Source organism: Bradyrhizobium sp. USDA 4532, from assembly GCF_024171315.1.
Lineage (GTDB): Bacteria > Pseudomonadota > Alphaproteobacteria > Rhizobiales > Xanthobacteraceae > Bradyrhizobium > Bradyrhizobium australafricanum.
Window position 1 is genome coordinate 7,342,501 of the sequence record NZ_JALJZN010000001.1, and the last position, 22,284, is coordinate 7,364,784.

The 22,284-nt window shown below is 61.6% G+C and carries 21 protein-coding genes and 3 pseudogenes; 16 read left to right on the forward strand and 8 right to left on the reverse strand.

Translation table 11 applies throughout. The features are described from left to right. Positions 1-109: 109 nt before the first annotated feature. Positions 110-556 (reverse strand): hypothetical protein, encoded by a 447-nt coding sequence (locus J2R76_RS33890; RefSeq protein WP_253625463.1) that lies wholly within the window; start codon positions 554-556, stop codon positions 110-112. A gap of 814 nt (positions 557-1,370) precedes the next feature. On the opposite strand from J2R76_RS33890, the gene J2R76_RS33900 reads away from it, so the two are divergent. The 8 genes and pseudogenes from J2R76_RS33900 to J2R76_RS33935 all read left to right on the forward strand — a co-directional run bounded on the left by J2R76_RS33900 (position 1,371) and on the right by J2R76_RS33935 (position 10,255). Next, entirely contained in the window at positions 1,371-3,161 is a 1,791-nt protein-coding gene (locus J2R76_RS33900) for a chloride channel protein (RefSeq protein WP_141340636.1), read from the forward strand. Between the two features lie 453 nt (positions 3,162-3,614). Continuing rightward, positions 3,615-5,130, forward strand: a pseudogene (locus J2R76_RS33905) (porin). Positions 5,131-5,234: 104 nt separating this feature from the next. Further along, the gene (locus J2R76_RS33910; RefSeq protein ID WP_141340634.1) at positions 5,235-5,552 is read left to right on the forward strand and encodes an L-rhamnose mutarotase; all 318 of its coding nucleotides are present in this window, start codon (positions 5,235-5,237) and stop codon (positions 5,550-5,552) included. Beyond that, the gene (locus tag J2R76_RS33915; RefSeq protein ID WP_253625464.1) at positions 5,545-6,195 is read left to right on the forward strand and encodes an RraA family protein; all 651 of its coding nucleotides are present in this window, start codon (positions 5,545-5,547) and stop codon (positions 6,193-6,195) included. Before J2R76_RS33910 ends, J2R76_RS33915 begins: the two co-directional genes overlap by 8 nt. 2 nt (positions 6,196-6,197) lie before the next feature. Beyond that, positions 6,198-7,310 (forward strand): enolase C-terminal domain-like protein, encoded by a 1,113-nt coding sequence (locus J2R76_RS33920; RefSeq protein ID WP_141340632.1) that lies wholly within the window; start codon positions 6,198-6,200, stop codon positions 7,308-7,310. A 116-nt stretch (positions 7,311-7,426) separates the two neighbouring features. Then, complete coding sequence (locus tag J2R76_RS33925; protein WP_141340631.1) at positions 7,427-8,500, forward strand: Ldh family oxidoreductase; 1,074 nt, start codon at positions 7,427-7,429, stop codon at positions 8,498-8,500. 58 nt (positions 8,501-8,558) lie between these two features. Then, positions 8,559-9,881 carry an MFS transporter gene (locus tag J2R76_RS33930; protein ID WP_141340630.1) on the forward strand — a complete coding sequence of 441 codons (1,323 nt, stop codon included), beginning with the start codon at positions 8,559-8,561 and terminating at the stop codon, positions 9,879-9,881. 47 nt (positions 9,882-9,928) lie between these two features. Beyond that, complete coding sequence (locus J2R76_RS33935) at positions 9,929-10,255, forward strand: UxaA family hydrolase (RefSeq protein ID WP_141340629.1); 327 nt, start codon at positions 9,929-9,931, stop codon at positions 10,253-10,255. On the opposite strand, the gene J2R76_RS33940 is transcribed toward J2R76_RS33935, so the two are convergent. Then, positions 10,213-10,812, reverse strand: coding sequence for a histidine kinase dimerization/phosphoacceptor domain -containing protein (locus tag J2R76_RS33940; protein ID WP_253625465.1), 600 nt, complete (start codon positions 10,810-10,812; stop codon positions 10,213-10,215). The genes J2R76_RS33935 and J2R76_RS33940 overlap by 43 nt on opposite strands. A 202-nt stretch (positions 10,813-11,014) precedes the next feature. On the opposite strand from J2R76_RS33940, the gene J2R76_RS33945 reads away from it, so the two are divergent. The 4 genes from J2R76_RS33945 to J2R76_RS33960 all read left to right on the forward strand — a co-directional run bounded on the left by J2R76_RS33945 (position 11,015) and on the right by J2R76_RS33960 (position 13,707). Beyond that, positions 11,015-11,998, forward strand: coding sequence for a DUF3618 domain-containing protein (locus tag J2R76_RS33945; protein WP_076826798.1), 984 nt, complete (start codon positions 11,015-11,017; stop codon positions 11,996-11,998). A 91-nt stretch (positions 11,999-12,089) separates the two neighbouring features. Beyond that, entirely contained in the window at positions 12,090-12,578 is a 489-nt protein-coding gene (locus J2R76_RS33950; protein WP_253625466.1) for a hypothetical protein, read from the forward strand. Then, complete coding sequence (locus J2R76_RS33955; RefSeq protein ID WP_141340626.1) at positions 12,575-12,991, forward strand: phage holin family protein; 417 nt, start codon at positions 12,575-12,577, stop codon at positions 12,989-12,991. Before J2R76_RS33950 ends, J2R76_RS33955 begins: the two co-directional genes overlap by 4 nt. Beyond that, positions 12,988-13,707: a hypothetical protein gene (locus J2R76_RS33960; RefSeq protein ID WP_141340625.1), complete on the forward strand. Its 720-nt coding sequence runs from the start codon at positions 12,988-12,990 to the stop codon at positions 13,705-13,707. The genes J2R76_RS33955 and J2R76_RS33960 overlap by 4 nt, the downstream gene beginning before the upstream one ends. A 50-nt stretch (positions 13,708-13,757) precedes the next feature. Here the strand turns inward: J2R76_RS33960 and J2R76_RS33965 are convergent. Then, positions 13,758-13,982, reverse strand: a pseudogene (locus J2R76_RS33965) (DNA ligase); the annotation flags it as partial. An 892-nt stretch (positions 13,983-14,874) separates the two neighbouring features. Beyond that, positions 14,875-15,009 (reverse strand): hypothetical protein, encoded by a 135-nt coding sequence (locus J2R76_RS40720; RefSeq protein ID WP_256521277.1) that lies wholly within the window; start codon positions 15,007-15,009, stop codon positions 14,875-14,877. A gap of 644 nt (positions 15,010-15,653) precedes the next feature. Here J2R76_RS40720 and J2R76_RS33970 point away from each other — a divergent pair. Continuing rightward, positions 15,654-15,836: a hypothetical protein gene (locus tag J2R76_RS33970; RefSeq protein WP_158074179.1), complete on the forward strand. Its 183-nt coding sequence runs from the start codon at positions 15,654-15,656 to the stop codon at positions 15,834-15,836. Positions 15,837-16,234: 398 nt separating this feature from the next. Here the strand turns inward: J2R76_RS33970 and J2R76_RS33975 are convergent, their stop codons facing one another. After that, positions 16,235-16,534, reverse strand: a complete 300-nt coding sequence (locus J2R76_RS33975) for a hypothetical protein (protein WP_141340624.1) — start codon at positions 16,532-16,534, stop codon at positions 16,235-16,237. A gap of 203 nt (positions 16,535-16,737) precedes the next feature. On the opposite strand from J2R76_RS33975, the gene J2R76_RS33980 reads away from it, so the two are divergent. Next, positions 16,738-17,211, forward strand: coding sequence for a hypothetical protein (locus J2R76_RS33980; protein WP_141340623.1), 474 nt, complete (start codon positions 16,738-16,740; stop codon positions 17,209-17,211). 24 nt (positions 17,212-17,235) lie between these two features. Here the strand turns inward: J2R76_RS33980 and J2R76_RS33985 are convergent, their stop codons facing one another. Both J2R76_RS33985 and J2R76_RS33990 read right to left on the reverse strand, forming a co-directional pair. Next, on the reverse strand, positions 17,236-17,418 hold the full coding sequence (locus tag J2R76_RS33985; RefSeq protein WP_076826811.1) for a hypothetical protein: 183 nt from the start codon (positions 17,416-17,418) through the stop codon (positions 17,236-17,238). 269 nt (positions 17,419-17,687) lie between these two features. Then, the gene (locus J2R76_RS33990) at positions 17,688-17,972 is read right to left on the reverse strand and encodes a hypothetical protein (RefSeq protein WP_076826812.1); all 285 of its coding nucleotides are present in this window, start codon (positions 17,970-17,972) and stop codon (positions 17,688-17,690) included. Between the two features lie 936 nt (positions 17,973-18,908). Here J2R76_RS33990 and J2R76_RS33995 point away from each other — a divergent pair. Both J2R76_RS33995 and J2R76_RS34000 read left to right on the forward strand, forming a co-directional pair. After that, entirely contained in the window at positions 18,909-19,250 is a 342-nt protein-coding gene (locus J2R76_RS33995; RefSeq protein ID WP_076826814.1) for a hypothetical protein, read from the forward strand. Between the two features lie 217 nt (positions 19,251-19,467). Further along, positions 19,468-19,701, forward strand: a pseudogene (locus J2R76_RS34000) (DNA polymerase/3'-5' exonuclease PolX); the annotation flags it as partial. A 1,382-nt stretch (positions 19,702-21,083) separates the two neighbouring features. Here J2R76_RS34000 and J2R76_RS34005 read toward each other — a convergent pair. After that, positions 21,084-21,521 carry a hypothetical protein gene (locus J2R76_RS34005; protein ID WP_076826817.1) on the reverse strand — a complete coding sequence of 146 codons (438 nt, stop codon included), beginning with the start codon at positions 21,519-21,521 and terminating at the stop codon, positions 21,084-21,086. Positions 21,522-22,284 lie beyond the last annotated feature (763 nt).

Consider the following 22,284-nt stretch of genomic DNA (forward strand, 5'->3'; position numbering starts at 1 on the left):
CTCCAGTTCATCGCCTTGACATGCATGCCCAGAACGCTCGAAGCCCGATCGGATCGCAGTTCGAGCGCACACTGTAGCGAGAGCGCGTGGGCCTCTTGCGCCGCTTCGGCTACCGCTTGTTGGGTGGACGTTCTGCCGTCGCTTGGCGAAAATTCCGCTGCTCTTCCACACGTTTGCGCGAGCCTCCCGGACTCACCAGATGGCGAACCCAGCGCTCGAACCTCGCCATCGAAAGCATGCGCCGGCCGCAATATTCCTCCGCATCCTGGTCGTCGCAGTACCAAATCTGAACGTGCAACGACCAGCGGGGTTCGCCTTTGCCCATGAACGGCGAGGCGCCGTCGGAGATCATCCACTGGAGCAGAAAACCCGAAATGGAACGAGAACACACTATGGAAGAGTTGTGCAGGGACCGGACGCTTAAAGACGACCGAGCGATGGCGAGATAAAAGGGCGCAATGTGCGCCGCGGTCGGTTCGTTGTGTTGTTTGGAGTTTTCCGCCTGCCGCGCAAGGTGCTTGCCTGGGCAACAATGTGCGCGCTGCACGCAAGTCACTGACACTCCGCGATCTAATAAACATTGCCGAGGTTGGCGGCGGCTGAGGATCGTGAGTTTCGCATCCGGCCCGGCGGCATCTGCTCATCCACTTCGCAGCGGGCGCGGCGCTTTATTGCGCAGGCGATCGCGGCGGCGCAGAGGGTTGGCGGGCAGGTGCCCCGTTCGGACCGCATTATTACGGGCAACCGGTCACGCCTCGGGCGCGGCCGGATCGCCAGCGTGCCGGCCAACCACCTGTTGACGGGGCGCTCGTGCCTCGTCGTGATCAAGACCCGCGTCATCCGTCACATCGCCCGCGCCGCGCCGTTCGTCGCCCACCTCAATTATCTCCATCGCGAGGGGGGGCGACGACACGGACAAGGCGCGGCTGTTCGGGCCGCAGACCGAGGACGTCGTCGGCCGTGCCCTCGCGGAGCGAGAGCATGGCGGGCCTCAAGTCCTTCGCCCGCGAGCTAATGGGCCAGGTGGCGAAGGATCTCCTTGGCGGCTCGGGCTGGCTAGCAACCTGTTGATCGATCACCGGACCCGGAGGCGACGATGGCGCCTGCCTTACCGTCTGTCAGAACGATCACCCGGCCGATCAACTGCTTCCCCGGCAGCGTGCAGTTCGCGGAGGATGCTATTGGCTCTGCCGTATGGCATCAGGGGCCAGTGTCGAGTACCAGCTTGGTAGGTCCATCAGCAATTGCACCCAGAACTGGCAATTCTGATTCTCATTGACCTGTCCAGATTCGCGGAGCAGCCTAAAGCCCGATGGGCATCGCACATCCGGTCCGCCGAGCTTTCTCTGGTAGGACCTTACAAGAGCCGAATGGTGTTGGCGATCCGCCGCATTGTCCTACGAAGAGCAACCAACAAAATGTTGGTTCGGGTGCGCGCGCTTTTGCGTCGCAACGAATTCTACCTGATCCCGCTGGCGCTCCTGGTAGGCTTCATGGCGGGTGCCATTGTCACGCTGATGAGCGAGGTCGCCCAGATCGCCCATGTCCTGATCTACGGGATCCCGATCGACGTCCGCCTCAGCGCCCATGACCATATCAACCCGTGGGCGGCGCTGAGCGCCCCCGCGGTCGGAGGGCTCGCGCTCGGGATCATGGAGTGGTCGCGGCGGCGCCTGAAGATATCGAGCGCGGTCGACCCGATCGAGGCCAACGCGCTGCGCGGCGGACATCTTTCGCTCCGCGACAGCGTGGTGGTCTCGAGCCAGACCCTCATCTCCAACGGCTGCGGCGCGTCGGTCGGGCTCGAGGCGGGCTACACCCAGATCGGCTCGGGCGTCGCCTCCCTGCTCGGCCAGTTCCTCAATTTGCGGCGCACCGATCTCCGCCTGATCGTCGGCTGCGGCGCGGCCGCCGCGATCGCGGCGGCGTTCGGGGCCCCGATCACCGGCGCGTTTTATGCCTATGAGCTGATCGTCGGCGTTTACTCGGTGGCGAGTGCAGCCCCCATTCTCGCCGCGTCGCTGTCGGGGGCGCTCGCCGCGCAATGGTTCGGCGGCTCGCCTTATTTGCTGGAAGTTCCCCGCGTCGGCACGGTCAGCGTCGAGCAATACCTCGCCCTCATCGTGCTGGCGTTGATCGCCGGTGGTGTCGGAATTCTGGTGATGCGAAGCTCCGTTCTGTTCGAGCGCATGTTCACACAATCCTGGCTTCCGCTCTGGATCAGGCCGGCGATCGGCGGAATTTGCGTCGGCGCGCTGGCGATCGTCACGCCGCAGGTGCTCGCCGCCGGCCACGGGGCGATGGTGCTCGATATGCACCACGAGATGGCGGCGGGCCTGATTGCGACGATCATCGTGCTGAAGCTTGCCGCCTGCATGATCTCGCTCGCCTCCGGCTTCCGCGGCGGTCTCTTCTTCGCCTCGCTGTTCGTCGGCAGCCTGCTCGGAAAATTGTTCGCCGCGCTAGTGATCCTCGCGAGCCCGAAGCTCGGAATTGATCCCTTGGTCGGCATGCTCACGGGCATGGCGACGCTCGGCGTCGCCATCGTCGGCGGTCCGCTGACGATGTCGTTCCTGGTGCTGGAGTTGACACGCAGCGTCGACGTCACCGCCGTTGTGCTGGCTGGCTGCATCGTCACCAGCATCTGCGTCCGCTTCAGTTTCGGCCATTCGTTCTCGACCTGGCGCCTGCACCTGCGCGGGGAGACTATCCGAAGTGCCAACGACGTCGGCTGGCTGCGCAACCTGTCGGTGGAGCGGATGATGCGCAGCGACGTCGCCAAGGCGCCATCGACCTCGACCATCGCGGCCTGCCGCCGCGAGTTCCCCTTGAGCTCGCTGCAGGCGATCGTGGTCGTCAACGACGCCGACGAATATTGCGGACTGGTGCTGCTTCCAGAACTTTATTCCGTCGAGCTCGATACCATCGCGGACGACATCCAGGTGGTGGAGCTCGCGCGCTATTTCGACGACGTGCTGCTGCCCGAAATGAACGTGAAGACCGCGATGGCCGTGTTCGACAAGGCGGAGGCGGATCTTCTGGCCGTGGTCGAATCCGCCGATAGCCGAAAGGTGATCGGCTATTTGCCCGAGTCGCTCGCGCGCCGTCGCTATCTCGAAGAGATCGACCGAGCAACCGGCGGCGTGCTCGGGGCAGTGTGAAGAGTTTTAGCAAGGGGACCACCGGACCGGCAGCAAGCCAGTAGGAAAGCCTCGTAACTGGTCCTGGACTTGCCTTGGTGCTCGGATCAGCTTGCCGAGTGGCTTCTGGCTTCGCAGGCAACGGCCGGCTCTTCGCTCCTGACCACCACAGAGTTTCTCGATCTCGGGCTGGCAGGCGCTGCGAATCTGTCCCTCGCTATGTGGTGTCCCCCCGATCCTTTGCGCGAAACCAGCCACGATTTCCTCAGGCTTGCGGCCTGTCCTTGCGAAAAACGCCGACGATATTGATCGACCCCAAATTGGTCGCATCGACCCCGATTTGTCCGGGGTGGCGCTCCCCACGCTGTACTAAATCACGCTGTGTCGCGGCCCTCCGCGTTGCTGCGGCCCTAACGGGTGCAGTCCCGATCTTTGAAGGACGGAAACGATGTTTTCTTGCTTGGAGGTTCATCGATGAAACTAACAAAGTGTCTTGTCCTCGGTTCTGCGGTCATGTTTGTGGGCGCCAGCGCGCAGGCAGCCGATCTTCCCGTGAAAGCGAAGGCCGTCGAGTACGTGAAGATTTGCTCCTTGTACGGAGCTGGATTTTACTACATCCCCGGCACCGATACTTGCATCAAGCTCGGTGGTTATGTGCGAGCCGAGGTTGGATTGAATACAAACGCATTGCACGATACTACCAAATACTGGTGTCGCTGGTGCGCAAAACCGCCTCCGCAATTACTATACCACCAAGGCCCGTGAAGACCTGAACATCGATACGCGCACCGCGACCGAATACGGCGTGCTCCGAACCTTCTTCGATGGGGCCTTGACTTGGACGTCGGGCGGCTATGCAGGTACCGGCACAACGGCTGTGAATGGCTCGACTGCCTACAGCGGAGCTGGTGTCGCTGGTGGTACGCTCGGTGTCTACTACGCGTTTATCCAGTTCGCTGGTTTCACAATGGGCAAGGCGGTCTCGCAGTTCTCCTCGCCTTGGGTCAACTATCCGGCCAATAACTTCGACGGTCTGCCCGGTGCTGGCGGCTCGGTTACTGGTGTGAACCAGTTCAGTTACACGGCTGAATTCGGCCAGGGCATCACGGCTGCGATCTCCGCGCAGGACCAAGTTCAGTATAATACGACCAACATCTGGAACGTGAGCGGTGCAACGGTCGCGGGACTTGCGACCGGAGCTTACGGCGCGAACGACATCGGAGGCGCGTGGTCTCCTGACCTTGTCGCCATGGTTCGCGTTGATCAAGCTTGGGGTCTCTTCCAGGCGTCGGTCGCCGCGCATGACAACCATGCCGCCTACTACGGCGCCGACGAAACGACTGGCCATCCGGACGACAAGTGGGGCTGGGCCGCTCAGTTGGCCTTGTCGATCAAGAATCTGCCCACCGGCGCGGGTGACACGATCAACATGTCTGGCGTGTATACGAACGGTGCGAGCCGTTACAACTTCCAGGACCTGATGACGACCACATACGCAATGTACGGCGGCACCCGTTTAGCGGGTGCTTACCAGAGCGTTGGCCTTGCAGGTCTGTCTGACTCCGTGTTTGTGGTTGGCTCCGGCCAGCAACTGACCACGACCTACGGCGTCCAGGGCGGCTATACGCACAACTGGAATCCGTACTGGAACACGGGTATCTATGGTGCTTGGGCCGCTGTCCGGTATAACGGCACAGCTAAAGGCTACATCTGCGGCGCCTTCGTTGCAGGCCTAGCGCTCTCGAGCGGCGTTGCCGGTTGCAACCCCGATTTCAACTACGGGGTAGTCGGTGTGATCACGCGCTGGACACCGGTCAAGAACCTGACCTTCTCGGCCGACCTCGCTTACAGCATGCTCGACCAGAAGTATGCGAGCGGAAGCAAGGTGACCCTGCCTCTGCAGTCGGCTATCGCGAAGCCCGGCGCCATGTATGAGCTTAAGGATCAGAACGCTCTGACGCTGCTGATCCGCGCTCAACGCACCTGGTGAGGCTCTGACAAACTAGTTGTACGCCAAAGGCGGTGCGGCTCATCCGCTGGCGGCTGCGTCCGACGCGCCGGGTCTCGGCATCGATTGGGACTGGGACGCGATCGGTGCGATGCGCGTCGATCAAACCGGAGCGTATCGCCGAGTATAAGCGGCTGCATGGGGCCGCCTGGCCAGAGATCCTGGCCAGGATCTCCGAATACAACATCCGCAACTGCACGATCTTCCTGCGCATGCCGGAGAACCTGTTGTTCGGCTACTGGAAATATCACGGCGAGGATTTTTCCGGCGACAGCGCGCGGATGGCGGCCGACCCAAGGACCCGCGCATCGTGGGCGCTTGCGGACCCGATGCAGGTGCCGCTCGTGAGCCGCGCGGAGGGAGAGCATTGGTCGACGATGGAAGAGGTATTACACCATGACTGAATCGCTGACCGAGCGTTTGTCGCGCTGCTACACTGGCGTCGTGCATGACGTCATGCGCGGCAGGGGCCTCGCCGACTTCACGCTGCCGCCGGAGATCACGCCGCTCGTTCCGGAAAAGGTGCTGTGCGGGCCGGTCTTCACCATCGAGGGCCACGTCGACGATCGCGCCGAAGCGCACCAGACCTTGCTTGAATGGACCGGGCTATTGTCCAAGGCTAAACCCGGCCACGTCTGGGTGTGCCAGCCGAACGACCGCGTCATTGCCCAAATGGGCGAATTGTCGGCCGAAACGTTGCAGAAGAAGGGGGTGCTCGGCTGTGTGATCGACGGCAATATCCGCGACGTGAACTTCATCCTCAAGATCGGTTTCCAGTGCTGGCGGCGCCGGCATACGCCTCGCGACGTTGTCGGCCGCTGGCTCCCGCGCGGCTTCGACGTGCCCATTACCATCGGCGACGTGCTGATCCGGCCCGGCGACTATCTGATCGGCGACCGTGACGGCGTCATCCGCGTCCCGCAAGAACTCGTCGGGGCAGTTACCGACGAGGCCGCCGTCGCGATGAACACCGAAAACAAGGTACGCAAGGCGATCCTCGACGGGATGGACCCGCGAGAGGCCTATCTGACATACGGCAAGTTCTGACCATGCGGATCGCCACGGTCGACATACGCTGTTGTCATCACCGCGAGGTGTCCCTTGCTGAGGATACGCTGCTCGGCACCAGCAATCGAGATGGGTTTGAATTCGTCGTCTACACACTGACGACGGAAGAGGGGCTCTCGGCTTCGATGTTCGGCTTTGCCGGCCGCTCTGCACGTGGCTCAGGCGAGCTTGCGGCGGCCGCATTGAAGCCACTTCTGATTGGCCGTAATGCGCTCGACCGCGAGGCGCTCTGGCACGAGTTCCGGAAAGTTGACCGCTTCTGGAGCCATCTGCCGATCTATTCCTACGGGCCGGCCGATGTTTGTCTTTGGCTCCTGGGCGCTGAAGCCGCCGGACAGCCGCTGCATCGCTACATTGGCGGCTGCCGGACGGAGGTGCCGACTTACTTGAGTTCGATGTTTCTAAAAACCGCGGACGACTATGTCGCCGAGGCGGTTGCGGCCAAGGCTGGCGGCTATGCGGCGTACAAGCTGCATCCGCCGGGCCGGTCCGTCGGCGAGGATATTGAAATCCATGCCGCCGTGCGCGCAGCGGTAGGGGCCGAATTCACGTTGATGAGCGACCCGGTCGCCTTCATGACGCTCGACGAAGCGATACGCTATGGGCGAGCTCTCGAACGACTTGATTATCGCTGGCTCGAAGAGCCTATCCCGGATGAAAACTTCTCTGCGTTGCGCGAGTTGTCGCGGGCGCTCGACATTCCGGTCATTGGCACTGAAGTTTTAGCCAAACATCCCTACAGTGTGGCCGAATGTGTCGCTGGTCGCGTCGTCGATGCGGTTCGCGCCGATGTCAGCTGGGCGGGTGGGGTGACCGGCGTCCTGAAGACCGCGCATCTTGCCGAAAGCTTCCACATGAATTGCGAGATTCATTCGGCCATCTTCCAGCCGCTTGAACTCGTCAATCTTCACCTCTGCGCAGCCGTGAAGAACTGCAGCTATTTTGAGCTGCTTTGCCCCCGCGAAAAATTCGAGTTCGGGCTGGCGTCTCCGCTGCCGGTCGAAGGCGGCATCGCAACATTGCCGGAAAAGCCAGGTCTCGGCGCCGAGCTTGATTGGGATTTGATCGACAATGCCACTGTCGCGCAGCTCTGAGGCGGAGGCTCGGAGGGAGCAATCTTTTCGAGTCTGACAATCACAAACAACACTGGGAAGACGTTCATGACCTTCTCTATCCTTGCGTTCTGCCCGAAAAGACACGCGATCAAATTATGAGCGCGGATCCCGAAGCTGCTGGTGCAAGCTACCGCGCCAGCGCCCTTGAAGCCTGCGCCAGTGCTTTGCTCGAGCGTGCCGGGCTTGCTCGTGACCGGACAGCCGATATTGCCTCGGTACTGGTCGAGGGCGACTGCTTCGGGAAATCGACCCATGAGCTGGCGCTACTGCCTCTCTATCTGCGCGAGATTGAGAGTGATGAGATGTCTGTTGTGGGCGAACCCGAAATCGTCAATGACTTCGGCGCGCCTGACTTGGGATGGGCACAAGCTTCCCGGGCCCTGGCTGTTGCGGCGCGCGACGCAAGAAGCAATGTCGCGGGCGGCCCGGTTCGGGATGGGGGCGATCGCCATCCAGCGCAGCCACCATACGCCTGCCTCGGCGCCTATCTGAGGCCGGCAGTTGACGCCGGCTACATGATGCTACTGACACTGACCGATCCCGGCCATAGCAGCGTCGCGCCGTTCGGTGGGGTAACGCCGGCTCTGACGTCGAACCCGATGGCGTTCGGCACACCCGCCACCAATGGACCGGTGATGATCGACATGTCCACCGCGCTGTTGACGAACGGCGCGATCGCCGCCTATCGGCAGCGCGGTGAGCAGCTGCCGCACCCCTTTTTGATGGATAGCCAAGGCCAACCCTCGACCGATCCCAACATCATGGCAGCTATCCCGCCAGGTACGGCTCTGCCTCTCGGCGGTCTGGAGGCCGGCCACAAGGGCTATTCCCTCGGTCTCATCGTAGAACTGCTGACGGGCTGCCTTAGCGGGCGGGGACGTGCTGACGCAACCGACGGCTGGAGTGCGGCGGTTTTCATCCTCGTCATCGACCTCGCCGCATTCGGAGGGGCCGACGCTTTCCGGCGTCAAGTAGCGGCGCTTGCCGGCATGTGCCACGCATCTCAGACGCGGCAAGGCTTCGAACGTGTCGAACTGCCAAGCGCTCACGCTCTTGCGCGGTGGGAGTGGCAGCTTCGGGACGGCGTCCGACTGTCAGCCAGCATCAGCGCTGAAATAGTGGAATGCGCGAGGCGCTTCGAGGTGCCGATGCCGGATCCGATTCCTTGAGACCGGCGCCGAGCAAGACCCGATCGATCCAGAGAAAAACATATTTGAGGAAACACCCATGACGATGTCCATCGCGGTAGACAAGGCGCCCGCCGAGCGCGCCAACATCAGACGCGCCGTGACTGCGGCGACCATCGGCACGATTATCGAGTGGTTCGACTATGCGCTTTACGGCGCCGCGTCGGGCTTGTTCATCAACAAACTGTTCTTCCCGCAGTTCTCCGCCTCGGCGGGAGTGCTGGCGGCGTTTGCGACGTTCGCCGCCGGCTTCTTCAGCCGGCCGCTCGGCGGCATCCTGATTTCGCATTTCGGCGATCGCTTCGGGCGTAAGCCCGCGCTCATCTTCACGGTCTCGCTGATGGGCCTGTCCACCGTCGCGATGGGTCTCTTGCCAACCTATGCTCAGATTGGGGTGTTAGCTCCCATCCTCTTGGTCATTTGTCGCCTGCTGCAGGGTTTCGGCGCTGGTGCGGAATATGCGGGAGCCGTGACGCTCGTCTCCGAATACGTCCCCGCTCATCGCAGGGCGTATTTCACTGCCTATCTGTCGTCGGCGACTGTCGCCGGCATCATGTTTGCGACGCTGCTCTTCCTTCTTGTTGCCTATCTGCCTGAAGAAACCCTGTTCGGCTGGGCGTGGCGCGTGCCGTTCCTCGTCTCGGCACTCCTCATTGGCGTCGCGCTCTACATTCGCCAGAACCTCGACGAGACGCCTGAATATGTCGAGGCGATGGAGCGTGCCGCCGCCCACCGCCGCGAAGCGCGGGTGCCAGTCGGCGAACTTATCCGCAATAGCCCGCGAGAGGTCGTGTGCGGCTTCCTTTCGATCACTGGGCACAACGCGAACGCGTACATCCTCAGCGCGTTCAGCCTGAGCTACATGACCAACACGCTGGGCATGGCCCGGACGGACGCGCTGACGGCTGTTATCATCGCGACGCTGACCGGCATCGTGCTGACGCCGCCTGTTGGTGCGCTCGCCGACCGCGTCGGCCATGCGCGAGTCTATCTCTTCGGCGGCGTTTTCACAATGTTGTACGCGTTCCCAATGTTCGCAATACTTGGCACGAAGAATGTGGTGCTGGCGACGCTGGCTCTGAGCATCGGCTTCGGCATCGGCTATAGCGGGCTTGCCAGCGCGCAGGGCGCGTTCCTCGCCAACCTGTTCCCGACCCGCTACCGTTTCTCTGGCATCGCGCTGGCGCGTGAACTGAATGCTCTCCTGATCGCCGGTCCGACACCGTTCGTGGCATCGGCGCTCGTGGCCGCCGGCAATGGCAAGCCGACGTGGGTCGTTGCCTATCTGATGGCTTGCTGCGCGATCACCGTCGTTTCGGTTACCGCCATTCGGTCGCGGTCCTACGAGCGAGGCAGCGACTGACACGGGTGCAAGGGTCATGCAGATCCACGATCGAAAGGGAGGGTCGATTGAGGTTTGTTCCTAATGACGGGGGTGGGCGCGCGAACGCCAAGCCTGAACAGAGCGACTCGCGGCTCCTGCTGCTTTCCAGCGCCGACAATGTGCTGGTCGCACGCGGCAAGGTCGCTGCAGGGGAGACCATAGTTGTCGATGGCGTGGCGGTAACGCTCGCGATCACGATCTCGCTTGGCCACAAGATCGCCCGCTGCGGCATCGGGCTAGACGAAAGGATCGTCAAATACGGTGTGCCGATCGGTTCGGCGACGGCGCACATTGCGCGCGGCGAACATGTTCACGTCCACAACGTGCGAGGATTTGCAGGCCAGCCCGCATGATAAACAACCGGCGTGTCGCGCAGGCGATCATGGATCTTCGCGACGACCTCGATCCGCGCCAGCGCGGACGTAATCGCCGCCTGCACGTCGGCATTAGGGTCCGACCGCGCCTGCAAACGGAGGATCGACATGATGGTCGCGAGGTCGTTCCTGGTCCGGTGAGCCAACTCCATCATGAGAACGTCCGCGTAGGCCTTCGCCTCCGAGTGCTTCTGGAGCGCTGCGCGCAAGGCTTCCGTTACCCCTGCAAGACATAGCCCGCTCGCCAGGAAGATGAGGAGCGGCAGGATCGCGGCGCTCGGCGGCGGAGGGATAAAATATCGCGCCGCCAGCGCCGCGCTCGCGCCGGTGGCCAGAAAGCCTGAACCGCGATCGAAGATGACAGAGGCCAGGAAAATGGCCGGGATGAACAGCACCAGCGGATAGGGTCTCAACTGATCGTCCAGCAGGAGCTTGGCGACAAATGCCAGCCCGACGAGCCCGAGGCTCAAAAGGTACCGCGCCCACAGGGGATATCTGGGCGTGACGGACATGAAGCGAAGCAGGAGCCGGTCCATTGAAAGCAACGAACCGGCTTGTCGGCCCGTTCCTGTCGCTTGCTTCAAGCGCTTCGGCCGGCGCGTGGACTGTTGAGCCTAGACCAAAGTCTGGACGCTGTTTGCCGCAGGGCCTGCTGAGGAACGATTCAACAAAGCTTGAGTTCGTCCCAAAAGAACCGACCAAAAAATCCAAGAGGGTAAAATCCAAGAGGGTAAAGCCATGACGCGATCAGTGGAGGAGCTGAGGCGGCAGTCCGAGCGCAGCCGTGCCGAACTCGCGGTGACGGTCGATAGGTTGAGGGAGCGGATATCGGATACCGCTGACGACCTCCGCCACAAGGTCTCGCCGCAACACATCAGATCGGAAGTCTCCGATTACATCAGCAACAAGACCCAGAGTTGGGTCGAGGCGCTGAAGCAACAAGCGATGGATAATCCGATGCAGGCGGTCGCTGCGGGGACTGCGGTCGCAATCCCGCTTCTGCGCCTGGCGCGCGGTTTTCCAGTGCCCCTTCTGATGATCGGGGCTGGCCTTGCCCTGACCTCGAAGACGGTGCGCGACCGGGCCACGGAAGCGGCTGCACCGGTGATGGAGAAGGCGGGAGAGATGCTGGATCAGGCCGCCGACCGGGCCGACGCGCTGAGCAGCGACGTGAGAAACCGGCTGACTTCGGCTCAAAACCAGGCCGGCGATATGGCTGGCGATGCGCAAGATGCCGCCGCCGCCCTGGCCGACGACCTTGGCAAGCGAGCGGCGCAGGCCGCCGGCACCGTCGGCGATACGCTCAAGAGCGGCATGGATGCCGTGAAGGACAGAGCGGGCGCGGCCAAGAACGCGGCGGCCACGGTGCCTGCGAAGGCCCGTCAGGTCATTGGCGACAATGCCGCCTTGATCGGCGGTCTTGGGATCGCGATCGGCGCCATCCTTGCCGCGGCTCTTCCCGAAACCAGCGCCGAAGCCAAGGCGGTGGGCCCGGCGAGCAACAGCGTGAAACGAGCGGCGGGCGAGGCTGCACAATCCGGTTTCGAGGCGGCCAAGGACGCGACGATGTCAGCGGCCGACGCGGCGGCGCGAAGCGTCGGCGAGGCCGATCTCGGGGGGCATGCCGGCCGGATGACGGAAAACGTGGCCGACAGGCTCAAAGAGGCTGCCGACGACGTCGTCAGGGCGGCCTTCAGTCCTTCCCCAAACCCGAACACCTGAAAGAACGATCATGAGCGATGTGGACCTGAGTAAAGAGACGAATTCCACGCAGAACCGGAATACCGACCCCTCGCAGACCCTCAAGGAGCAGATGGCCGATGCCGGCGCCGAGGTGAAGCAGCGCGCCGGCGATGCCGTCCGAGCGTCGACCGATGTCGCCAACGACAAGTTCAAGGAGGCGGCTGATGCCGCCAAAGACGTGGCTTCCGGAACGGTGGACCAGATCGAGGGCCAGGCGCGCGACAAGCAGCGGTCGGGCGCGAACTTCATGGCACGCCTTGCCGGTAACATTCGCGAAGCGGCGCGCGCCTTCGAGAGCGATGCGCCGTTCGCTGCCCGTGGCATGACTTTCGCCGCCGAATATGTCGATGACGCGGCCGATAAAATCCGTGACGGAAGCTTCCGCGACCTCGTCGACGGCGCCACCGATTTTGCGAAGCGGCAGCCGGCCGCGTTTCTGGGGATCTCGGTCCTTGCCGGTTTCGCGGCAGTCCGTTTCCTGAGGGCGTCGGGCGGGCGGTCTTCATCCTCGAAACGGCGCGAACAATCGTCATCCTCGCAGCAAAGCAACGTGTCATGAGCATCCAGAACGATATCAAAACGAGTCAGAACGATCTTCGAACCATCTCGACATTGCTCGGCGATGCGCTGTCGCAGTTCGCCAAGCTGTTCCAGAACGAGGTGGATCTCGCCAAGGCCGAATTCGGCGAAAAAGTTCAGAAGGTCGGCGGCGCGCTGGTCTTCATCGTTGGCGGCGCCGTCCTTGTGATCCCAGCCTTGGTGATGGCGCTGTTCGCCTTATCGGCGGCAATGATTGGGGCAGGGTGGTCACAGCCGCTCTCCTATTTGACGTCGGCGATCATGGCCGTGATGATCGCGGCCGTACTGTTCGCGATCGGCATCAACCGGCTAGATGCCCGCAACCTGGTGCCACGGGAGACCATTCGGCAACTCGATAAGGACAAGGACACCGTGAAGGGGATGGTGAGATGAGCAGCACGCAGGCGGGCTTTTTCGACAGTCTGGTGACCGCGGTGCGGGAAAATCCCCTCGCCGCAGCACTTATCGGAGGCGGTGCGTTCTGGCTGTTGGCTGGCGACGAGAAGCTGAAGAGCGCGGCGCGATCGGCGACCGCGGCGGCTTCGCCGATCGTCGATCTCGGCGTGCGCAATGTTCGCGCGGCCGCCTCCGAGCTCCAACGGACCGCCGCGCCACCGACCGCGCCTGAAACGGATCACGACGACGCTACGGGCTTCGGTGAAACCGTACGCGAGGCCAGTAGCGCGGCTTCAGACGCCATGTCGGGAGCGGCCGACGAGATCAAGGGCCGGTTCGACGAAGGTATCGCCTATGCGCGCGAGAACCTCGGCATGCCTGGAAAAGAAGCTCTCACGAAAGCGCAATCATCGTTGGCCGACGTGCTTGACCGGCAACCGCTCGTCCTTGGCGCCGTGGGCTTGGCAATCGGTGCGGCCATCGCGGGTGCGTTCCGGACTTTCGATCTCGAGAACGAATGGGTGGGCGAGCTCAGCGACGATATCAAGGCTGATTTGAACACGCGCGCCGACGCGGTATCGCAAAGCCTACGCGAAGCCTCCGATACGTTGAAGGCCGAGCTCGGCGACGTCGGCACAGAGGCCGTCGATCGGGTGAAGCAGGCTGGCATCGATGCTGCTGATGCTGCACGGGAAAAGGTGAAGTCGCCATAAAGGAGGCGGTTCCAAGCCTCATAAGCTGCGGATTCGCCTAGGACGATGGCCTCACCGTCAATCACGAACTGCTTCTGGCGGTTCTTCAGCGCGGCCTTCACAATCCAAGGGAAGCGCTTCGTCCAGTCATGGCCGCCCTTCGTGATCAGCCGGACGCGGTCTCCGTCGCGCTCGACGCGCAGGCCGTAGCCATCGTACTTGATCTCGTGGAACCACTCCGGGCCGGCCGGAACCAACTTTCCAACGGTCGGCAGGTAGAACTCGAATTTAGGCATGACCGGCACATGGGTATGTGTTGCCGGTTTTGCGAATCCGCAGCAGAGGCCCCGATGTGGCGCTTCTCCGGGGCCTCGGGTTCTCGGCCTGGAGAGGACCGAGGAGTTAATTCAAACTCCCATCGACGACGGCGTCAAGTCTCGGGAAAAAGCGGAAATTGTCTCGCCGGGATTCACATGGTTTATTTTCGGACCGGAGCGTCGTTTGGGATGATCCGAGCAACAGGGCAGCTAATTTTCATTTCGTATTTTTTCAGCCCTAGAACGACGACCGTTGCTTCCTGGCGAGCGGCTCGGCGATCCAGCTTGGCCCCAGCATGATCCGGATGCTGGGGTCTCTTTTATGAGCAGGAACGAAGCGCAAGCATTGGCATTGGTCGCCCTGTTCAGTGCCGCACCGCTACAGGCACCGAGACGCCCAGCTACACACTGGCCCCAGCTTCACCGCTGGGCCCTTCCTTATTACGCCGTCCAGACAGGACACTTGCTGGGGCCGTTTTCTGTTAGTGGCCGCCAATTGGGGCAGCCTACACAGGCCTAATTTTCGTTTTCAGCTTACGATCGATCAGCATCTCGGCCCGGCGCTTTGCTAGTTCTGCCAATCGTGTGCGCACGGTATGGCGGGTCGTTTCTCCGCCGATCTCAATGATGATCTCGAACTGATCATCATATAGGCGTTTTACCTCGAACGTGACGCCCCTGTGGGTGAAGGTGCTTGGCATACGCAGGGGATAGCAAATCGATGTGCGGTCCTTGCACCGGGATGCTACGGGAAATTGTCCCACTGTAGGAATGGAGCCATGCAAGGCCGCTTGCGGAGGTGGCCTTAATCTCCCGCGTCGCCGGTTAGCGGACTTCCTAGGTCGAGGCCTTCATGGTCCGCTCGACCTCATCAGCTAGCTCCCGGTGGTGGGCCGCCAGCTTGGCAAACAGTTCTTTCTGTCGGATTGGTCGCCAGCTTGCTGATCAGCTCGCACTCCTCCGCTTCGACGCGAAGCTTCTCTAAGTGCGCCTGCATGTCCTTCATTTTGGGCTCCCGATGCCGAGATGTTATCACGGTTCCGGCCGACAGAATCTTGGAGAAAGTGGCAATTGCATAAGGGCGTGCTAACGTTGGTTCGTCGGGTCCGCACCCGACCATCCCGCTGGCCTCAGCGCCGGCCTTAAGGCCCCCAAAGGTGCTGGGGCCTTTTCTATGGCTGCTAGGAACGAACGTAGCGGAAGCTTGTTCGTCTGTCATCCGAATGCAGCTCTCACCATCCCCCCGACCAAACCGCATTCGGACAGTGTGCGTGGAAAGCCGATGGCCCCAGCGTGCTCCCAAGCGCTGGGGCCATCTCTTCACTTCAGGACACCCAATGCCGGCGCACTTCTCCGGGCTCCATGTTGAGCGCTAGGACGTATTCTGCGGCGAGCTGTCGCTGATGAGGCTAACAATCCATCCTTCCGGGATGATTAGGAACAGGCAAGCGCGAGGGCGGTTATCGGCAGGTCCGCATGCTTTCCCCCCGAGATCGGACACCATGGACCCCAGCGACGCGACCGCTGGGGTTTCTCTGACGCCGGTCACGCGAACAGGTCTTGCCGGCCTGCGGCGTACTCCACGTCAGCCCAATACTCAGCCGGCGTCGCCTTGTCCTGTTAGATCATAGAAGGCATCTGGATCTAGGGGTGCAGAAGAGAAAGCAGGCGCTGGCGAAGCCTCTCGCGATCAAGCTGTACTTCGCGCATTACCGCAAGCTCGGCTTCAATCTTGCTCGTGTCCTCATTCAGCCGCCTACATTCGATGAGCTGCGCTTCTTTCTCCGCCAGCCGCCTTTCTCCTTCGACTGTCGCGAATTCAATCTGCCTTAACTCGTCAATGATCGGCTCTTTGTACATCTCGTTGCGATGGCTGAACCGTGCGTCATGCTCGTTTGTCTTGCAATCTCCAAACGGCTCAACAACGCTTCAAGTTCCTAATGAGCCTAGCGATAGCGGGAACGACCGCAAGCGCTGCACCTGATGTGCGCCGAGTTTTCAGGCGAGTCCCAATCCAGGCAGATCGGCGAACTTCAGCCGGCCGTTGTGCTGGCACCCGACGCAGAACATGAGCACCGTCTTCCGCCGTTGCGATCGACGGGGCCGGACAGTAGCGGAGATGACGAGCGGGCTTGCGGCGCCAGGGCATGCGCCAATGATCGCGAATATCTCGCGCCGAGTGAAGCCGCTAGAGTTCGCGACCGCGATGCGCAGTTATCGCTAGCGATTGGTCAAGTGGCGGCGTCCTTTTCAGTCGAGGGGCCGCCTAGGTTTTTCATGATCCATTCCATGGCTGGATTAGGATAGCGAGAGTCCGTCGAATTGACATCCATTCGAGTGGCTGGGTTGAACGTCAGTTCATAGAACGCCGTTGCCGCTATCCCTTGCTCTAGCTCTGGTGCCTGCTTCTTGAAGCCATCGACCGATGAGGCCACGGAGAATTTGTAAGCGTAATGCTGACGCAGTCTAAACAAGCGTTCATGACGGGCGCCGGCAAAACGAACTAACCAATGCCAAGAACCCCAGCCCAAGCGCTCCGCGGGCATATCGAAAATGGTCGCGTCGGGCTAAGCGGCTGGCGGATGATCTCGAGCTTACACCCAAGCTTGAGCACTATGAGATGGCTCAAAAGTGCTATCGAGGTGCGCAGCATGGCATCGGTTTAGTGCGGGCCAGAGATCTCTCCGAACTTGCTGTAAAATCGATGGCCTCCATGGCTTTTGAGGGGGCGGCCTTGGGCGACGCCAAGGCGCAGTATCGCCTGCGCGACGAGAAGCAGATCGTCGCATGGTCCGTCGCGTTCGATCTCATATTGCTTGCTGGTAACCCGGTTGCCGCCTCAGCGTTGAATCGAGGAGGGCGATCACCGCAGGCCACTGATCCGGCTTTGGAGGCCATCGCAAAACACCAGCAGGCGGACGCGGACCACAATGCAGCCATCACGGCGACCGACGCCGAATATCGCTCTGAGGCCTATTGGCAGGCCGACGACCATCAAGGAGCATGCTGCCATGCGGAGGCCGATGCAGGTTGGGATCTGGCCTGGACAATTCCGACGACATTGGGCGGCGTTGCTGCGGTTCTCGAGTACGTGAAGCAGTACGAAGACAAGGGCGAGGAATGGCCCGACAGTGACTGCATCGGTCGGGAGGGCTGGCATTATCAGCTACGGCAGATGATGGCCGCTGCAGCTGTCAACTTAGCCTAGCGTGAAGGCGAGGCGCCCGCCGGTTCACGCCGGCGGGTTTTCCCCTGGCTCAATTTCCATCGTTTCCGGTGTTCGACGGTGGCGCGCGCTATGTTCGGCCATGGCTTTCACCGCCTCATCTTCGTCGGCGCAAAAAGCGATGCTTCGCCGATCGGCAAACACGAGCCACTGACGAAGGCCAACTTCCCTGATGACATACTCGGTCATTTTCGAGCGTCCCGCAGCGAGTGGGATGCATCTTATGCAAACGACGTTGCTGTTCCATTAATCAGAAGCCGGCCCAGACGGTGAGCGCGGGCGGCGGCCTGGATCTGATCAAAATGTACGCCGCCGGGCTTGAATGCAGCATCCCGGCGGCGGTCTTCCAGCTGGCCCGGCGATCCCAGCAACACTGCGGTAGCAGGGCGGTCACACACGCGAGTGATGCAGATCAATCTGCCCGCCGGATGATCCTACCGACGGGCTTTTGCGCGAAATCACCAGCGGCGATAACCGCCGTGATAGCCGTAACCCCTATGATAACCGTAGCCCCTGTGCACGTATCCGTAGCGACGGACGCCGTAGCCACGATAGCCGTAACCGTAGCCGTACGGCCTGTAGACGGGCGCCGTGCGGACACAGCCGTTCGGGCCGCAGACTACGGCGACGTTCTCGATGTTTGAAGCGGGAGAAAGTGTCGCGAGCGGCATCGCTGACGCGCTTCCTGCCGCAGCAAGGCTGCCGAGCGCAGCAAGTCCAACAAGTGCAAATTTAAGCTTCATGGTTTCCTCTCGTGGAATCTAAGGCACCCCACACTGTAGGAAGTTGAACGTGAATGCTGGATGAGCAGGCCAGCCGTTTTTGCGTGATGAAAATGCGGCATGCTTGTGCTCTGCGCGGGGTGTCCCCAAGCGGTCCCCTAGGAGTATCCGGAACGATGAGGGCGCCAAGGTCAGACTAGCTAAATGCGACAACGAGCAGGCCCGAGCACAACAGCACAAGACAGGTCGCGATTAGCGCGAGGAACCCATCGGACACGAAGTCATGATTACGCATGACACACCTCCCTGTCGCGGAAGGAAGCTGGTCCGAATTTATTAAAGATTTCGGAATCGAGTTTTTGAAGGGCGGGCAACTACTGTCTTTGCTGCCCAACTCCACGAAAGCCGTGTGGATCATCGAAATAGTCCCAAGAAAAGACGCCGCCGGTCTCAAAAATACACGCCCGGCGGCGTTTCCTTCCTGAACCGGGGGCCTGAAATCCCCAGCGCAGAGTCAACCGCAGAACCTGTGGCCTCGGTGATCGGCCGAAGGGCACTTCTTGTTACGCACTGTGATGTTGCGAGAGGAGCAGGAACAAGTGGCAATGTCGGGAATCTTACACAGGCTCCCGCGATAGGTTGCCCCCCGACCGGGAGTTTAAAACGGCCTTGGCGTTCCCCGCGCCAGGGCCGCTATCGTTGTTGTGCGGCATCGCCATCCTCAGGAACAAGTGGTCGGGCCAATGAGTCCCTTCATTGCTCCCGGAGACAGGTGGCGCGCTCGACCGGGAGTCTGGAATGGCGGCCTCGGCGCGCCGCGTCGGGGCCGTTCGTGTTTGTGGGCTGGACTGTGGGCTAATTTCGGTAGCTTAGATTAATTGTATTGTTTTCAACAGCTTAGGTGTGTATTGATCGGCTGATGCCGCAGCGGCGCCGACTACCGCAACAACTGTTTCCTTGGCCAGTCCAGATGCCGAGCTGATCGACCTGGGGAGCCGGTTCGTCGAAATATCGCGGCTTCGGGATGCCGCGAACGATGAAACGGGCCGCCTGGTTGAGATCGCCCGCCGGTCATACCCGCCCGGGACCTATCGGGACGCGTGTCTGCGCGGCGAGGAGGCGCGCAGCGCGTACAATGCAGCTATAGCCGACGCTAACGAGCAGTCGGGCTTAGCAGCGGCGCAAGAGGCGTTTGATGGCGCCATGGATCAGTTGCGCGCGCACTACGCCCGCATGATCGCAATGCGCCCGACGACGATCGACCATCGCTTCGGCGGTATTCCATTTCGAGTGGGATAGGGTCGAATACGCCGAGGGGGCCATCGAAGACGCAGCGCTCGCCGTGCTGGTCGCCGGCCTACTCGATAAGTCACTTCCGGATCATCTGCCAGTGTCGAGGCGGAAGAGTGCGAACTAATCAGCAAGCTCGCGACCAACGCGGCAAAGAAAGCGCTGTTCGCCAAACTGGCAGCGCATCACCGAGCACTCGCTGACGAAGTCGCGCGCGCAATGATTCCTGCGAGAGTACGCGCAGCGCACCGCCTTGCGAGGCGGCAATCCCCACAGGGCGAAAGCCTACTCTCGGGCCGCCGACAGCCTGGCGGCTCTTGCCGTCCCGCTGGACGTGCTCATCGCCGAGGATCGTCTTACGGAGATCCCGGGCGTCGGCAATGCGATCGCCGACATCATCACCAAGCTTCAGAAGACGGGCAGTCATCCCAGCCTCGAAAAGCTGCGGAAGGAGATCCCCACCTTCGCTTTCGCAGAGCTTAAGACGATGCCCGATGCGATCCGGCAAGGTCGGCAGGTGATGCCGCCGCAGAAGGCTTCGACCGCGCTGGTCTCGGCGGCGGCAGAACCGACGCCGGAAATGCAAACTGTCTTCATGCTGCGCTCTGCGTGGTTTCGTGACGAGCATGGGCAACGGAAGTTCGCGGGCCAATACGAAGATGCGACCATGCCGATCGCAGCGGCACTCCGTGCCCTGGACCAATGCATCGCGGTCGACGTGACCGATCCGCGCCGCGCACAGCTCTGTGGCGTGCGCGGCGGGGACTTCAATCCGCAGGCGGCTGATGTGATCGATCTCGACACCATCGAGGAGCCGATGAGCGCGACGCCCGTCGAGCTCGATCGGGTGCTGCGCGATGCCGTCTTCACCGTGATCGACCGCAGCGCAGATGCGCGCACGATCCAGATTGAGGTGCCGCGCCTGTGACCGCGAAAACCGCACCTCCCGGCTGGGCCATCGCATCGAAACGCGTATCGACGGCTACATCGCAGCGCGGGGAGACCGCATCCCGGTCGCCGTGGCGAAGATGATCGCCCGCGCTACGCGGCAGCCGGGGCACGGCGCCGTCGCAGCTAGCGGAATCCGATTCCCTCAACGTGTCGCAGGTCTGAAGCCGGGCGACCAGGATGCGGCGCGGCATACGGCTACAATAAACGTGGTCCGGATCGTGCCGACGGCTCGGGAGATCGCCCAGGCCGGGACCGTTGCGGATTGGCCGGCATTGTTCGGGCATCAACAGCGCGACGGCGCGACAAAGCGGGTTGAGGAGCGCCGATGATCACCTTGCCGATTACACGAAGCCGATCCGGATTCAGCTGAAGTCTGAGGCCAGCCGTTGCTAGGCTGCAGCGCTCGGTGCCCGCCGCGGTCGAGAGCGCTCTCTGGATGCCTGATGGAGGCATAGCGACGACTGCCAAGGCGGTTCAATGCGACCTGGTCCTCCATGCAAGGGGGATGGTTCGTGGTTGGGTCTGAAACGGCCACAGCAGCGGTCGAACTGGCCTTGGTGCGCATTCGCTCGTTGGCAGCCATGGCATGGCACGACCAGCTAAAACGGCAACGCCGGGAATAGGAACAATCCCTTAACCGGTCGGTTGATCGTCTGTTCAGTGCCGACCGTCATCGGCGTTGAACAAGGGATGACGTAGAAAACTTGGTCTCGGCACTTAACCGTCTCGTGCTGAGGCCTTCCTTTGCGCGAAGCGATGCGATTTGAGAGAAAGCTGTATGACGCCTAATGAACGCCGTGACATGCCATGGATTATTGGGGCTGCTGCTTTGGCTTTTGTCTTGTCGATCGTTGCCGGCGGCATGACGTACTTCCGGTAGCGGCCGGTCGGTTAGCCCGGGCGAGTATCGGGACCATTCACGAGTTGGCTCTCTAGCTCGGAAGCGCGACTTTCCAAGTCATTCATCTCGAGCCGGATTTTGAGAGCTAAATCCGTGTCCTTGCTTTGCTTAGCCAGGGCGAGATCCGTCTCTAACTCGCTCAGGTCCATCAAAATCTTCCCCAATTCCACGCTCGTCGCATAGGTCGGATCATCTTCAAGGTGGCTGTATCGGCTCCCGACCGCTGTACGAGATCGAGCCTCCTCATCGCGTTCGCGGTCGCCGATTGCGGAGAGAGCGCTTTGCGGGCTAGCGTTCTCGTGACGTTCATCGGCGATATGTTGTCTTTGGCTATCGCGCTCACGCCGGGTTTTCCTCGCCAGCAGGTAAACGACCATCACAGTGGCTAGGCCGATAACGATCGCAATGGCTGGACCGATGACGCTCATTTGTTACACCCTTATCCTTCTCCACAGGTCCAGACCACGAACTGACTTTCGACGCAGCCGATATTTGCTCGCAAATCAGCTTGAGTGAATAGATGCGCCCGCGGCACAGCCGCGGAGGGTTTACCGCGCGTTTTCAAATGAGCACGCCAGAAGACGTTCCAAAGAAGAGAGAAACAGATGGCGCACGGGATCAAAATCGGCTGCTGCAAGAAAGGCACGCCGAACAAGTTTTCAGGGCAGCTGAGCGCTGACCGAACCGGCGCGGTATCGCCAGGCGCGACCGTCCCGCCGGCCCGCACCACGCCAAGCACCCCGGATTTGAACGGAGGGTCAGTTTCCGCCGACGAGAGCATGTGCCGCTTAAGGCCGGCTCGGAAGCGGTCCATGAGGACGCACGGCGTCTGGAGGCCAGTCAGCTCTATGATCGCCGTGGGTCCGAGCTTGATGAGGGACCCGAGCGGCATTCGCTCAAGGTCCAGGCCGGCAATATGTTCTCGGCGAGATCGCCCGCGCCGACGTCGAAGCCAGCTTCGAGAAGGGATGCGAAGATTTCGGATTGGATCAGATGGACCTGTCGGAGATTGGGTAGGCGGGGCTGGCGGCGGGAGAGATAGCGGTGCCGGACGAACGCCGGCGTGGGCGTCGCCTTCGACGCCGTGACCTTCCACCAGGACTATGCAGTCCTGCGTCGGTTTGCTGAAGTGGTGCCCGCGGTCAGCCGCGACCGCCACCACCGTTCCTTCGAGCGAGTGGTCTTGTGCCA

Excerpts from the sequence above, each read along its gene's own strand:
- J2R76_RS33900 (WP_141340636.1), top strand. The coding sequence starts at position 1,371 with ATGGTGTTGGCGATCCGCCGCATTGTCCTACGAAGAGCAACCAACAAA.
- J2R76_RS33915 (WP_253625464.1), top strand. The coding sequence starts at position 5,545 with ATGACTGAATCGCTGACCGAGCGTTTGTCGCGCTGCTACACTGGCGTC.
- J2R76_RS33920 (WP_141340632.1), top strand. The coding sequence starts at position 6,198 with ATGCGGATCGCCACGGTCGACATACGCTGTTGTCATCACCGCGAGGTG.
- J2R76_RS33925 (WP_141340631.1), top strand. The coding sequence starts at position 7,427 with ATGAGCGCGGATCCCGAAGCTGCTGGTGCAAGCTACCGCGCCAGCGCC.
- J2R76_RS33930 (WP_141340630.1), top strand. The coding sequence starts at position 8,559 with ATGACGATGTCCATCGCGGTAGACAAGGCGCCCGCCGAGCGCGCCAAC.
- J2R76_RS33940 (WP_253625465.1), bottom strand. The coding sequence starts at position 10,812 with ATGGACCGGCTCCTGCTTCGCTTCATGTCCGTCACGCCCAGATATCCC.
- J2R76_RS33945 (WP_076826798.1), top strand. The coding sequence starts at position 11,015 with ATGACGCGATCAGTGGAGGAGCTGAGGCGGCAGTCCGAGCGCAGCCGT.
- J2R76_RS33950 (WP_253625466.1), top strand. The coding sequence starts at position 12,090 with ATGGCCGATGCCGGCGCCGAGGTGAAGCAGCGCGCCGGCGATGCCGTC.
- J2R76_RS33955 (WP_141340626.1), top strand. The coding sequence starts at position 12,575 with ATGAGCATCCAGAACGATATCAAAACGAGTCAGAACGATCTTCGAACC.
- J2R76_RS33960 (WP_141340625.1), top strand. The coding sequence starts at position 12,988 with ATGAGCAGCACGCAGGCGGGCTTTTTCGACAGTCTGGTGACCGCGGTG.
- J2R76_RS40720 (WP_256521277.1), bottom strand. The coding sequence starts at position 15,009 with ATGAAGGACATGCAGGCGCACTTAGAGAAGCTTCGCGTCGAAGCGGAG.
- J2R76_RS33985 (WP_076826811.1), bottom strand. The coding sequence starts at position 17,418 with ATGACCGAGTATGTCATCAGGGAAGTTGGCCTTCGTCAGTGGCTCGTG.
- J2R76_RS33990 (WP_076826812.1), bottom strand. The coding sequence starts at position 17,972 with ATGAAGCTTAAATTTGCACTTGTTGGACTTGCTGCGCTCGGCAGCCTT.
- J2R76_RS34005 (WP_076826817.1), bottom strand. The coding sequence starts at position 21,521 with ATGAGCGTCATCGGTCCAGCCATTGCGATCGTTATCGGCCTAGCCACT.